Origin of the sequence: Neorhizobium sp. LMR1-1-1.1 (assembly GCF_040675795.1) — a bacterium.
Taxonomy (GTDB): domain Bacteria; phylum Pseudomonadota; class Alphaproteobacteria; order Rhizobiales; family Rhizobiaceae; genus Neorhizobium; species Neorhizobium cellulosilyticum.
In genome coordinates, this window is sequence record NZ_JBEGHE010000001.1 from 625,558 (window position 1) to 638,665 (window position 13,108).

11 protein-coding genes and 1 tRNA gene are annotated in these 13,108 nt (G+C 58.7%); 8 read left to right on the plus strand and 4 right to left on the minus strand.

Annotation, left to right across the window (positions count from 1 at the left end):
- Positions 1–160 precede the first annotated feature (160 nt).
- Positions 161–1,246: a Tim44 domain-containing protein gene (locus tag MRBLMR1_RS02800; RefSeq protein WP_148145876.1), complete on the plus strand. Its 1,086-nt coding sequence runs from the start codon at positions 161–163 to the stop codon at positions 1,244–1,246.
- A gap of 9 nt (positions 1,247–1,255) precedes the next feature.
- Here MRBLMR1_RS02800 and MRBLMR1_RS02805 read toward each other — a convergent pair whose 3' ends face one another.
- Positions 1,256–1,690: a DUF1810 domain-containing protein gene (locus MRBLMR1_RS02805; protein ID WP_183685239.1), complete on the minus strand. Its 435-nt coding sequence runs from the start codon at positions 1,688–1,690 to the stop codon at positions 1,256–1,258.
- A 98-nt stretch (positions 1,691–1,788) separates the two neighbouring features.
- Here MRBLMR1_RS02805 and MRBLMR1_RS02810 point away from each other — a divergent pair, with 98 nt between their 5' ends.
- The 5 genes from MRBLMR1_RS02810 to MRBLMR1_RS02830 all read left to right on the plus strand — a co-directional run bounded on the left by MRBLMR1_RS02810 (position 1,789) and on the right by MRBLMR1_RS02830 (position 5,852).
- On the plus strand, positions 1,789–2,910 hold the full coding sequence (locus tag MRBLMR1_RS02810; protein ID WP_148145873.1) for a mechanosensitive ion channel family protein: 1,122 nt from the start codon (positions 1,789–1,791) through the stop codon (positions 2,908–2,910).
- A gap of 135 nt (positions 2,911–3,045) precedes the next feature.
- Complete coding sequence (mnmA, locus tag MRBLMR1_RS02815) at positions 3,046–4,242, plus strand: tRNA 2-thiouridine(34) synthase MnmA (protein WP_148145872.1); 1,197 nt, start codon at positions 3,046–3,048, stop codon at positions 4,240–4,242.
- Positions 4,243–4,405: 163 nt separating this feature from the next.
- Positions 4,406–4,482, plus strand: a tRNA-Met gene (locus MRBLMR1_RS02820).
- 59 nt (positions 4,483–4,541) lie between these two features.
- Positions 4,542–5,213 (plus strand): pseudouridine synthase, encoded by a 672-nt coding sequence (locus MRBLMR1_RS02825; protein ID WP_148145871.1) that lies wholly within the window; start codon positions 4,542–4,544, stop codon positions 5,211–5,213.
- A 12-nt stretch (positions 5,214–5,225) separates the two neighbouring features.
- A complete protein-coding gene (locus MRBLMR1_RS02830; RefSeq protein WP_500063606.1) occupies positions 5,226–5,852 on the plus strand; it encodes a class I SAM-dependent methyltransferase in 627 nt (208 codons plus the stop codon).
- Positions 5,853–5,888: 36 nt separating this feature from the next.
- On the opposite strand, the gene MRBLMR1_RS02835 is transcribed toward MRBLMR1_RS02830, so the two are convergent.
- Complete coding sequence (locus tag MRBLMR1_RS02835; RefSeq protein WP_500063608.1) at positions 5,889–7,250, minus strand: amidase; 1,362 nt, start codon at positions 7,248–7,250, stop codon at positions 5,889–5,891.
- Between the two features lie 160 nt (positions 7,251–7,410).
- Here MRBLMR1_RS02835 and MRBLMR1_RS02840 point away from each other — a divergent pair, with 160 nt between their 5' ends.
- Both MRBLMR1_RS02840 and MRBLMR1_RS02845 read left to right on the plus strand, forming a co-directional pair.
- Complete coding sequence (locus MRBLMR1_RS02840; RefSeq protein WP_148145867.1) at positions 7,411–7,707, plus strand: hypothetical protein; 297 nt, start codon at positions 7,411–7,413, stop codon at positions 7,705–7,707.
- Positions 7,708–7,845: 138 nt separating this feature from the next.
- Positions 7,846–8,250, plus strand: coding sequence for a DUF983 domain-containing protein (locus MRBLMR1_RS02845; RefSeq protein ID WP_148145866.1), 405 nt, complete (start codon positions 7,846–7,848; stop codon positions 8,248–8,250).
- A gap of 386 nt (positions 8,251–8,636) precedes the next feature.
- Here MRBLMR1_RS02845 and treY read toward each other — a convergent pair whose 3' ends face one another.
- Positions 8,637–11,186: a malto-oligosyltrehalose synthase gene (treY, locus tag MRBLMR1_RS02850; RefSeq protein ID WP_500063611.1), complete on the minus strand. Its 2,550-nt coding sequence runs from the start codon at positions 11,184–11,186 to the stop codon at positions 8,637–8,639.
- Positions 11,183–12,994: a malto-oligosyltrehalose trehalohydrolase gene (gene treZ / locus MRBLMR1_RS02855; RefSeq protein WP_148145865.1), complete on the minus strand. Its 1,812-nt coding sequence runs from the start codon at positions 12,992–12,994 to the stop codon at positions 11,183–11,185. The genes treY and treZ overlap by 4 nt, the downstream gene beginning before the upstream one ends.
- Positions 12,995–13,108 lie beyond the last annotated feature (114 nt).

The following is a 13,108-nucleotide window of genomic DNA, read 5'->3' on the forward strand; positions in this document are numbered from 1 at the left end:
ACTCGTAAAAACGCCCCTTGGTTGTATTTCTGTCAATTGGCTCTCGTCTTGAACTTTTGTAACTACTAAAGCGGGAAAAAGTGGACAGGCTACTGAAAACTGCTCCACGGCTCCCCATATCAGGGTCACGGACCGCATAGGGCGGCCAGAGGAGAAATTGATGTTGTTCAAGCTTCGGCGTTTCCAGAAACTCTTCGCGATCGCAGCGATCGGAATGGCAGTTTCGCTAACAGCCGTCGATTTCGCGGAAGCGCGTCGCGCCGGCGGTGGTTCCAGCTTCGGCAGCCGTGGTACGCGTACCTTTGCGGCACCGCCGGCCACGAATACGGCTCCGGGTGCAGCAGGCGGCATCAACCGCTCGATGACCCCGAATACGCAGCAGAATGCGGCAAGCCCAGCTAACGGCATGGGCGCGCAGGCAGCTCAGCAGCAGCGTCGCCCCGGCATGTTCGGCGGTATGTTCGGCGGCATTCTGGGTGGTCTCGCTCTGGGCGGCCTGTTCGGCATGCTGATGGGTGGTGGTTTTGGTGGAATGGCAGGCTTCTTCGGCATGCTGTTGCAGATCGCGCTGATCGCTGGTCTCGCCATGCTGGCCTTCCGTTTCTTCGCCCGTCGTCAGCAGCAGCAGGCTGCCGGTCCGGCCGCTAATGCCCGCGCTTATGGCGATGGCGGCAATGGTGGCAAGGACGGTTTTGGCCAGAGCCAGAACAACGCCTATGAGGCACCGCAGCAGAACCAGGGCGGTTTCCAGATCCCGAAGATCGGTTCTGGCGCGGGGGCCGCAGCTTTCGGTGGCGGCCAGCAGGCGGTTCAGCGCCAGGCTGGTCCGGATACGGATGAAGTTGGCATCACCAATCGCGACCTCAGCCAGTTCGAAAAGCTGCTGACCGAGGTGCAGGGTGCTTATGCCGACGAAAACTATGCCAAGCTTCGTGACCTCACGACGCCGGAAGCGATGTCCTACCTTGCCGAAGAGTTGGGTGAAAACGCAACCAATGGCGTGAAGAACGAGGTTCGCGACGTGACCCTGCTGCAGGGTGACCTTGCCGAGGCATGGCGCGAAAACGGCCAGGAATATGCGACCGTCGCAATGCGCTATTCCTCGATCGACTTCCTGCGCGACCGCAACACGGGCGAAGTTGCCGAAGGCAATCCGAACGAAATCACCGAAACGGTGGAAGTCTGGACCTTCGTGCGCAAGCCGGCCAATGATTGGAAGCTTTCTGCAATCCAGTCCGCTGCTTAAAACCAGCGCCTAGAGTTTGAGGAGTTCGGCGGTCCTGCCGTCGTGCTCACCCTGGTAAAAGATATGAAGGGCTCGCTCGTAAGGCGAGCCCTTTTCGCTGACCAGATGAAAGAGCGTCATCGAACTTCTGAATTTCAGATCATCCGTCGCGCCGAGGATATCACCTGCGCTGCGCCCTTCATGCCCGAGCATGGCTGCCGTACATTCGCCGAGCCGCCAGCCGAGCAGGGGATGTTCGAGATAGGCGATGGCTTCCGCCCGCGAGCGTATGGCGAAGCGCTGCGATGTGGCAGATACGCCCAAGCCGTTGATTTGCGGGAATATATACCACATCCAATGGCTGCGCTTCTGTCCGTCGCGCAGCTCCGCGATCACCTGATTATAGATGGATGCCTGCGCCTCGACGAAGCGAGTCAGATCGAAAGGAACAAATTGTTCGTTCATGAAACGCTCCTCACCCCAATTGCGGCATGAAGTCGGAGAAAGATGATATTTTTGCGGCCGCACTTTTCTATGTTGCGCTGCACCCTAACTGAACTCCGATGAACCAGTTTATCGCAGAGTTTCGCCAATATACAGATTGGCTGCCGAACTGGATGGTGAGCCTTGGTGTGCTGGCTGCCGCCATCGCGATCGGCCTTGCCATGCATCGGCTGGCATTCCGGATTCTAACACGCCTGGTCGAGAATAAGGATCTGTTCTGGCGTTCTCTTGTGTCCAGGGGAACTCGGCCGCTCAGGCTTGCCATCCTCACGGCCACGCTATCCTTTGCTGCCACGGTCGCGCCACTTGCCGCGCGCCCTGCCGAGATTATCCGGCATCTCCTTCTGATCGCCTTCATCCTAGTTGTCGGCTGGTCGGCAAAGGCGGCATTGCATATCTGGATGACCGTTTATCTGCGCCGTTTCAAACTGGATGCGGAAGACAATCTGCTTGCACGCACCCACGTGACGCAGTCACGTATCGCGGAGCGTATTGCAGGGGCTATGATCATCGTGCTGACGATCGCCGCCATGCTGATGACCTTCCCGGCGGTGCAACAATATGGTGTCAGCGTGCTGGCGTCGGCCGGTGTCGCCGGTATCGTTCTCGGTCTCGCGCTGCAGCCGATGCTGAAGAACATATTTGCCGGCATCCAGCTTGCGATTACCCAGCCGATCCGTATCGACGATGCGCTGATCGTCGAAGGCGAGTGGGGCAATGTCGAGGAGATTACCTCGACTTATGTAGTGGTAAAGCTGTGGGACTGGCGGCGGATGATCCTGCCGCTCTCCTATTTCATCGAGAACCCTTTCCAGAACTGGACGCGTGAAAGCTCGGCGCTGATTGGGACCGTGATGATCTATCTCGATTACACGATCCCGGTTTCTGTTGTCCGTTCAAAGGTAGAGGAGATCACGGCTGCTTCTAAACTCTGGGACAGGAAGGTCGTGGCGGTTCAGGTGACGGATTTTCGGGAAAACGTCATGGAAATCCGTATTCTCGCCTCTGCCAGCAGTGCGCCAAAGGTCTTCGATATCCGCTGCGAGGTGCGCGAAAAGCTTATCGAGTTCATCCAACGGGAATATCCGCAGGCACTGCCCAAGGTGCGGACCGACCGGCCGCTGGACGGCAACGGCGTTGCCCCCGTGCATGCCGCACATCAGGCTGCATTACAGTCCTGATTTGCTGGTGCTTGCATGCGGAAAGAATAGTTTCTATATCCGGTCGACATTGCCCGGCAGGCGGCCGATCCCTCCTCGGGCGCAACGTGCCGCTGATAGATGCGGCGCATAAGATATTGCAGCGAGAGTTGTCCCGTGAATACGCTGGATTTTGACAAGAAGCCGGAAGATACGCGCGTGGTCGTCGCCATGTCGGGCGGCGTGGATTCCTCTGTCGTGGCCGGGCTTCTGAAACAACAGGGCTATGATGTTCTAGGCATCACGCTGCAGCTTTACGATCATGGCGCTGCGGTTCACCGCGCCGGTTCGTGCTGCGCCGGTCAGGATATCGACGATGCACGCCGCGTCTGCGAAACGCTCGGCATTCCGCATTATGTGCTCGACTACGAAAAGCGGTTCCGTGAGACGGTGATCAATCCGTTTGCCGAAGCCTATGCGATGGGCGAGACGCCGGTTCCCTGCGTTGCCTGCAACCAGACGGTCAAGTTTGCCGATCTTCTGGCAACGGCTCAGGAACTCGGTGCCGATGCGCTGGCGACTGGCCACTATATCCGCTCGTCCGCCAATCCGACTGCAGATAACCCGAACCGTCGCGCGCTCTATCGCCCAATCGACAGCGATCGCGACCAGAGCTGGTTCCTATTTGCGACGACCCAGGAGCAGATCGACTACCTGCGGTTTCCGCTCGGCGGCATGTCGAAGGCACAGGTGCGCGAGCTTGCTGAAGAGATGGGGCTCGTCGTTGCCAAGAAGGCCGACAGCCAGGACATCTGCTTCGTGCCCGCCGGCAAATATGCCGACATCATCAGCAAGGTGAAGCCGAACGCGGCGCTTGCCGGCGATATCGTGCATATGGACGGGCGTGTGCTCGGTCGCCACGAAGGGATCGTTCACTACACGATCGGTCAGCGCAAGGGGCTGGGCGTCGCCACGGGCGAGCCGCTTTATGTCGTCTATCTCGATGCCCGTTCGCGTCGTGTCATCGTCGGACCGAAGGAAGCGCTCGATACGCATCGCGTCTATCTGCGCGACATGAACTGGCTCGGCGATTCGTCACTCGAAAGCGATGCGCGCGAAGGCTTCGCGTGTTTCGCCAAAGTTCGTTCCACCCGCCCGCCGACACCGGCCACGCTGCATGTGGATGAGCGCGGTGTCTATGTCGATCTATCGATCGGCGAAGCGGGTGTCGCACCGGGCCAGGCCTGCGTTCTTTATTCGGCACCCGGTGCCGATGCGCGGGTTTATGGCGGTGGTTTCATCGAACGCTCGGAGCGTGCGGAAGAGGCGGAAGCTTCGCTGAAGCAACTTCTTGCACAGCCGGTTGCGGCCTGATCTCCAAGAGTTCCCTACTTCTCAAGGGCGGGGAACTGGATGAAAACGGAGGTTTGAAACTCCTTTGTTTTTCTCCTGTCATATGCTTGACAAGGTTCGCGGCCTGCCTTTATAAGCCGCTCATTCCTCGGAGCGGATGCTTTAAAAGCAGCTTCGTTGGTGTGGCTGGGTAGCTCAGTTGGTGAGAGCGCAGGATTCATAACCCTGAGGTCGGCGGTTCAATTCCGCCCCCCGCTACCAATTTTCTACAAGCTGTAAGTTTCTGATTTTACGGCTCGCATTTCCCGGATGGCTCCATCGTGACGACTGCGCTTTCCGATGTTTCTCCGATCTATCATCCGCCGCTCGATCCCTATCTGACCATCCTGCACCGTGACCGGGATTTTCTGGTCTGCGACAAGCCGAGCGGTCTTCTTTCCGTTCCCGGCCGTCATCCGGCGCTGAGCGACAGTCTTTTGACGCGGGTGCAGAAAGAGTTTCCCAAAGCGCTGATCGTCCATCGGCTCGACAAGGATACGTCCGGCATCGTGCTGATGTCGCTGAACCGCAAGGCACATGCGTTCGTCGCAGCGCAGTTTGAGGCGCGGGAGACGAAAAAGTCCTATGTCGCGGAAGTCTGGGGCAGGGTCGAGGGCGAGGAGGGGGTGATCGATCTGCCGCTTGCCATCGATCCCGACAACAAGCCTCGTCACCGTGTGGATCATGAACATGGCAAGCCTGCGCTGACGCGATGGCAGGTTATCGGGCATGGCGAGAACAGGACGCGGCTTCGCTTGTTTCCGATGACCGGGCGGACCCATCAGTTGCGGGTGCATATGAAGGCACTCGGCCATGTTATTCTCGGCGACGAATTTTACGCGGAGGGCGAGGCGCTGGCTGCTGCCGACCGTCTGATGCTCCATGCCGAAGAGCTGAGCTTCCGCAAGCCTGACGGATCGGACGTGACGTTCACGGCGCCAACCCCTTTCTGAGATCGGTCCATCGTGCAGAAACTCGAAAAATCCGATCTGGTTGTCGATTTCGTCGGTGGGGCTGTCGGTCACCGGTTTCGCTCCAACGAAGGGCGCAAACAGGGATTGGCAAAGGCTGTCGGCTTCTCCGGAAATACGGCCCCGGAAGTCGTCGATGCGACAGCAGGGCTTGGGCGCGATGCGTTTCTCCTTGCATCGCTTGGCGCAAACGTGACGCTGATTGAGCGCTCCGAGACGATGCATGCGCTGCTTGCCGAAGGATTGAAACGGGCAGAAGCGGAAGGCGGGCGTCATGCGGAGACGGTTGCGCGGATGACGCTGCTGCACGGCGATTCCTGCGCGCTTATTCCGCAGCTAAAGCCTCAGATCATTCTCATCGATCCCATGCACCCGCCGCGCGATAAAACGGCGCTGGTGAAGAAGGAGATGCGGTTGATCCGCGAGATCGTCGGCGACGATCCGGATTCTCTGCAACTGATGCAGGTCGCACTGGAAAACGCGCAGAAAAGGGTGGTTCTGAAATGGCCCCTGCGCGCCGATCCGATGCCGGGTATTCGCAAGCCCAGCCATCAGATCATCGGGAAAAGCACCCGGTATGATGTGTTTGTGACTGCGAAGGCGACCGGAGATCTGGCGTAAGGCATGTGCTGGAGGGGCTTACCCCTCCAGATCGTATCATCCCCGGATGACGTCCTCGTATCGAAGCGCTGCGGTGAGCAGCTTTTCGTCATCTCCGGCAACGCCCGAGAGAAGCAAGCCGACCGGCATTCCGGCATCGCCGGTGCCGCAGGGAATGGAAACGCCGCACCAGTCGAGGAAATTGCCGAAGCCGGTATTACGCAATGTCTTGCCATTCACGGCAAAGAACAGGTCGTCATCGGCGAGCAGCGGATCGATTGCCGGCGCGACATGGGCGACCGACGGGAAGGCCACAATGCGTCCGGCGATGAGGTCTTCTGTTTCCTTGGTCAGACGGCGGCGAATATCGAGTATGTCGATATAATCGGCCATGCTTGTCTTTTCACCGAGCTTGATGCGGGCTACGACGCGTGGATCGATCTGATCTGCAATGGCGCCGGTCAGGCGTTCGCGGTGCAGGGCAAAGGCTTCCGCCGTGACGAGCGCGCCGCGGGCCTTGACGAGATCGGTGATCGCATCGAATGCCGGAATACGGATGCGTTCGATACGGGCACCGGCTTTTTCGAGGCGGGCAAGGGCGGTTTCGAAAGCGTCAATGACGCCCGGTTCGGCGCCGTCGAATACGCCGTTTTCCGGCACGACGATATCAAGCCTTGCGTCCGTGGCGCGGGTGATCTCCGGCCGGGTAGCGCCACGCATGGCGGCATCGACCCAGATGGCGTCCTGGACGGTGCGGCAGAGCGGGCCGAGGCAATCGAGGCTCTTTGCCAGCGGGAATACGCCATCCATCGAATAATGGCCGCGGCTTGCCTTGTAGCCGACAATGCCGTTGAAGGCGGCAGGGATGCGGATAGAGCCGCCGGTATCGGTGCCGATCGCGACCGGAACGAGGCCTGCCGCAACCGCAACCGCGGAACCGGAGGACGAGCCGCCGGAGACGCGCGGCACATCGGTGCTTTTCGGGTTATGCGGCGTGCCGTAATGCGGGTTGATGCCGATGCCGGAAAAGGCGAATTCGCTCATGTTGGTTCGGCCGATCGCAACCATGCCGGACTGCCGCACGAGATCGACCACCGCGGCATCCTTCGTAGCCGGCGCTTTGGTCGACAACACCGTGGAGCCCGCCGTCGTCGCCAGTCCCTTGATGTCGAACAGGTCCTTCCAAGCGATCGGGATGCCATCCAGCAAGCCGAGTGAACGGCCGTCTGCGACACGCTTGGCAGCGGCCGCTGCTTCGTCCATGGCGCGGTCTTTCAGGAGCGATATGAAAACGGATTTGTCGGCGTGGCGATCTATGGCATCGAAAACGGCCTCGGCGATCTCTACGGGGCTCATGACGCCCGAGTGAATCAGCATCGACATCTCGGCAACGGACATGCCGGAAACAGGTCTTCTCACGAATGCTTCCTTAAATGGGCTGGCTTCATTGGAATGGCTGGCTTAAAGATGTAGCCGATATCTTCGGCAAGGGTAGCGGAATTATTCGCAGAGCCCTATTTCATCATCATCACCAAAGAAAGGGATCGCGCAGACGGTCCTTCCGTTCAAGGATAATGCCATGAAACCGGCTCTTGTCTTATCCATCCTGGCGCTCGCTCTTGCGGGCTGCTCTGCCTCGGCCACCACCGTCGGCTACAGCTTCAACAACGGGCCTGGCCTTGCTCCGATACCCGGCAGCATCACCTATGGCGGCCAGCCGCGCACGAGGCTTACCAAATCGCCTGTCGGCAGCACGTTCTCGCATGAATTCACCAACCAGGTGGGTCGCGAGGTGCATGAAACCTATATGATCCAGCCTGATCGCAGCCTGAAGATCGTTGACCGGTATGTAAAGCGCGAGCGAATCTGGGATTAACCCCCAATCAGGGTTGCATTTTTGATGAGTGCATCTTTTGAGATGGGCAGATTGACGCGCTACATCTTGCTACCTTGATGATTGCTAATGTTCAGCGCTAGGCATTCTTCAGATGAATTTCGAGAGGAAGCCGGATCCATGGGACATGAAGCGCACTGGCCGACACTTTCGCCGTCTAATACAGGGTTACGAGGTCGCTGCCCGCGCTGCGGGCAGGGCCATTTATTCGATGGCTTCCTTTCGATGAAGCCGAATTGCGAGGTCTGCGGTCTGGACTACGGGTTTGCCGACCCTGCCGATGGGCCGGCTTTTTTCGTGGTATGTTTTGCCTGCGTGCCGAGCGTGGCGCTGGCGGTCCTGATCGAGGCAATATACCAGCCTCCGTTCTGGATCCATTTCTTCACCTCGCTTCCGTTTCTGCTTCTGACCTGCATCCTGCCGCTCAGACCGCTCAAGGGCTGGCTGCTGTCCAACCAATATTTTGACAAGGCAGAGCACGGAAAGCTCGATCGAAATTCGGGCTTGAGGCGGGATGGGCCATAACTTTTTGCGTCATTTGCGTGCGTCTGAAAATGACGCCCGACAGCGTGTGGATCCGGGAACCTTTTGGGGTTGCGACCGTTCACTTTTGCGACATCAAAAGGAGAACGTAATGAACAGTATCATTTGGTTGGTCGGAGCAGTCGTGATCGTCATCGCGGTTCTCAATCTTGTCGGTTTTGCGTGACCGGGAGCATGTCGCTTTACGGTTTCAAACCTATCAGGAGAACATCATGAACAGCATTGTCTGGCTCGTTGGAGCCGTTGTCATAGTCCTCGCAATTCTTTCGTTTTTCGGGCTTCGTTAAGCCCGACACAAATATTTAGCGAGACAGAAAACCGCTGGGCTGAAAAGTCCGGCGGTTTCTTCTTGTCCGATCTTCAGCGTCTCATTCTGCCAGCAGGACTGCGAAAGGATGATCGGCAAATGCCCAGTTGACCGAAGCATCACGGGAAAAATCAAAGATACGGCCCGAAAAAATATCCCGGTAACGCCGTTCCGCAAGCGGTAGCGGTAATACGACACGCGTCACGGCCCAGTGGGCGGAGCGGGATGATGCCAGATCCTGCAATGCCTCCAGAACATGGCGTGGTGTCACCACGAGCAAGGCATTGCGATCATCATGCCGCGCTAAAGCGACAATGTTCTTCGCGCGTACGCCGTTCACTTCCAGCGGGAGATACTCGCCGTTACGGAAGAGATCGGGTAGGGTCCGGCGGAGCTTCAATATCCTGCCGATAATCTGCTGTTTGAAGTGACCGCTCAACCATCCCTCTTCGGAGGATGTATCGAGCTCTCCAGCTTCCGAAAACTGTTGCGACAGGCTTTCGAAATCCGGTTCGCGCCGGTTGTCAGGATCAACCAGCGACAGGTCGCAGGTCTCGCTGCCCTGATAGACATCAGGCACGCCGGGAGCCGTCAGCTTGATGATTGTCTGGGAAATTGAGTTGACGCTGCCAGCGCGGAAAAATGGGCGGAGAGTGGAGGCAAAGTCCACGAGGAAGACGTCGTTTTCGGGTGAGAGCATCGCATGGATGTAGTTCTTAACGGCTGCCTCGTAATGCGTTTTGCCATCCGCCCAATTGGTTCGCAGCTTTGCCTCGCGGATTGCCTTTTCGGCATATGTTTGAAAACGTTCCTTCAGTTTGGCAAGGCCCATGGCGTCATCCGGCGTCAGGTCGGCTGGCCAGACGCCAGCCAATGCCTGATACAGCATCCATTCCACGGCGGGCTCCGGCGCTGGCCCATCGTCAAGATGGGTTACGGAAGCACTGTTGGCCCGTCGCCAACGTTCGACTGCGTCAGCCCAGATCTTCGGCGCTTCACTCAATGCATAAAGCCGTGCGCGAGCGTCTTCGCCCCGCTTGGTATCGTGGGTGGAGGTGCCTGAAAGCGCATCCGGCTGGCGCTTCTGCCGCTCGATCATCTGTTCGTGGAAACGGTCCAGCGAAAACTCTCGCGGCAGAGGTTCAGCACCGACCTCATTGAGAGCAATCAAAGCGTGGTGTCGGAAGAAGAGCGTATCTTCCACTGACTTCGCCATCAACGGCCCGGTCAATTGCTGGAAGCGGGTGCGGAATGTCGAGGCCTTGTGTGAAAGCTGGGGCGCGAGGTCGCCGTTCAGGATCTTTGCCAGGAACGGCAGGGCGGAAAGATCTGCTGTCGTCTTGCTGCGCCGGATATCGGTTGCGACCTTTTCCAGCATCTGACGGCCTTCGGGGGGCATGCCATCGGCGGTGCCGTAGGTGCGATACACGGGGAAGGCCACCAGCAGTTCCCTGAGCCCGGCCCTGATCGCCTCCGATGAAATAGCGGCTGCCTCCGGCCGTTCTTCAAGTATTGATTCAGCAAGCTTCACGAGGGTTTCAACTTCGCCCGCGAAGTTGTTGTCAACCATCAGCAATTTGGCTGCGCGCAGCTCATCTGCCATGTCAGGAGACGCCCCGGTCAATGCCGCGTAAGCCGCATGAAGCTGGGGTAACCTTTCGCCGTCCACAAGGGCGTCGCTTAGGGTCGCAATGAACTCGTATCCTGTCGTGCCGGAGACAGGCCAGTCGGGCGCAAGATCCTCTCCTTCGCCAAGGATCTTTTCGACCGCGATGTAACAGTCCTGCCCGGCTTCCTGTCGAAGGCGTTCGAGATAGGCTTTGGGATCGGCAAGTCCATCGATATGGTCGACGCGCAGGCCATCGACGGCGCCTGAGCGAACCAGCTGAAGGATCAGGCGATGCGTGTCGTCGAAGACATCGTCATCCTCGACGCGGACACCTGCGAGCCCGGTGATCTCAAAAAAGCGGCGATAGGAGAGATCGCGTGATGCATCCCGCCAGGACATCAGCCGATAGGGCTGCCGGTCATGGAGATCGGCAATGACGGCTTTGTCGGCAATCTGCAGCACTCCCGTTTCGCTGCCGGGGTAGGTTTCCGGGCTCAAGGGATAGAAAGTATCGAAATAGGCGAGGGCCGGTTTGCCAGTTTTCGGGTCAGGTTTAAGCGCGATTTCCCCTGCTTCCAGCACCGCTTCGAACGTGTCGCCGAGGAAGGGCAGGGTGAGGCGGCGTAACCAGTCGATATCGAAATGATGGGCGTAACGGCTTTTTTCGCCATGCTCGATGACATCGCGCCACCAGGGATTTTCGAGCGAGGCGGCCATATGGTTCGGCACGATGTCAAGGATCAGACCGAGGTCTTCTGCCTTCAGCGCCTTCACCATCCGGTCGAAACCTTCCCGGCCGCCGATCGCCGGATCGATCTCGTTGGCGTCGATAACATCATAACCGTGGGTGGAACCGGTCGTGGCGGTGAAGATCGGCGAGGCATAGAGATGACTTATGCCCAGGCGCTTGAGATAAGGCACGAGCGCTGCGGCGCGATCGAAGGTCATGCCATTGCGGAACTGGATGCGGTAGGTCGCGGTCGGGATCATGCGGCGGCTCATGCCTTTTCGAAACTGACGATGATGGAATTGTGGGAAAGTTCGCTAAGGCGCTCCGGATGATCCTTCTTCGGAAAAGCATAGATCGGTCTGCCTGGCATTTCGGGGAGCGGTCTTGCTGCATCACCGATGTTGAGCGCGATCGCGAGCCTGCCCTTGGGGTAATCCCAGGAGACGGCTAGATATCCGGTACCGGTCTCGATCACCTTGCCGGTGCCGCCTTTCGCGGTTGCCAGCAACGGGACGATGATCTCCTGCCGAAGTTTCAGCAACTGACTGGTGAACTCGAACCATTCCCGGCCTTTGGGTGATCCAAGTTTCTCCCAGTCGAGTTTCGACCTTTCGAATGTCTTTTTCGCGTTCGGGTCCGGCACCTTTTCGCCGTGGCCCGCATGGCCTTCGAATTCTCTTGCCCGTCCTTCGCGAACGGCCCTTGCCAGATCGCCGTGAAAATCGGTGAAGAACAGGAATGGGTTGGTCTCGCCATATTCCTCGCCCATGAAGATCAGCGGGATATGCGGCGACAGAATAAGGGTAGCGAGCAGGATTTTCGTGCGCGTGTCGCCGGCCAGCGAGATAAGGCGCTCGCCTTGCGCGCGGTTGCCGGTCTGGTCGTGGTTCTGGATGAAATCGACGAAGGCTATAGGTGGTTGGCTGGTGCTGTCGACGCCGCGCTTTTTGCCCGATTGCGGCGAGACCTCGCCCTGATAGGCAAAGCCTTCCGCCAGGCAACGGGCGACAAGCGTTTCCGGGCTCTCGGCGAAATCTCCGTAATAGGCATGGGTCTCGCCGGTGGCGAAGACATGCACGGCGTTGTGAAAATCGTCGTTCCATTCCCCGGTGAAAAGTGGTGCCGAACCGTCCTCGTCGCGTGGATGCAGGAAGGTGACGTTGCGGCAGTCTTCGGTTGTCAGGTGGACCGGGCGGTCGGTAATCTCAGCGCGGATGCGCTCGGCGATCTCGATCAGGACATGTTTGTCGGACGGATCCTCGATCTGGTCGACTGCATCGAAGCGAAGGCCATCGAGATGATACTCCTCCAGCCAGTAGAGCGGTGCCTCCGCGATATAGCGGCGGGCGGCATCGACATCATAGGCGATGCCGGCGCCCCAGGGTGTCATGCGATCCTTGTGAAAGAAGTCGGGTGCCAGAAGCGGCAGATAGTTACCTTCTGGGCCGAAGTGGTTGAGCACGATATCGAGCACAACGGAAATGCCATGCCGGTGGGCGGCATCAACGAAGGCTTTGAAGTCTTCCGGCGGGCCATAGGCCGAATGGGGTGCGTAAAGCAGGACGCCATCGTAACCCCAACCGTGTTTGCCCCCGAACTGGGAGAGGGGCATGACCTCGATCATCGTGATGCCGAGATCGGCCAGATAAGGCAGTTTGTCGATCGCAGCGTGGAATGTGCCCTCCGGCGTGAACGTGCCGAAATGCAGTTCGTAGACGACGGTTTCTTCCCAGGGGCGGCCCGTCCACTCGGTATCCTGCCAGTCGTAATTGGTTGGGTCGATGACCAGCGACGGGCCGTTGACGTCATCTTTTTGGGCGCGGGAGGCGGGATCGGGAACCACGGTGCCGTCTGCGAGAACGAAGTTATATTCGGAGCCGGCAGAGACACCGGTCGCGAGAATCTCGAACCAGCCGTCACGGCTGGCGCTCATTTCGGTGTCTTCACCGTCAAGGCGCAGGCTCACCGTCTTCTGGCCGGGTGCCCACAGCCGGAAACGCACTTCGCCGAGAGCGACATATTCCGCTCCCCAAGTCTTTGGAAAAACTCGAAACTCTTCGGCGGAATGCAAGTCCGTCATACGATCCGGCCCTTCGCTGGTGAACGAGACCGGCAAACGGGTGAAGAGGCTTACAGTTCCATGGATGGGGTGAGGGGCGCGCGATTTTCGGTGTAGTCTGGAGATTACAGGCGG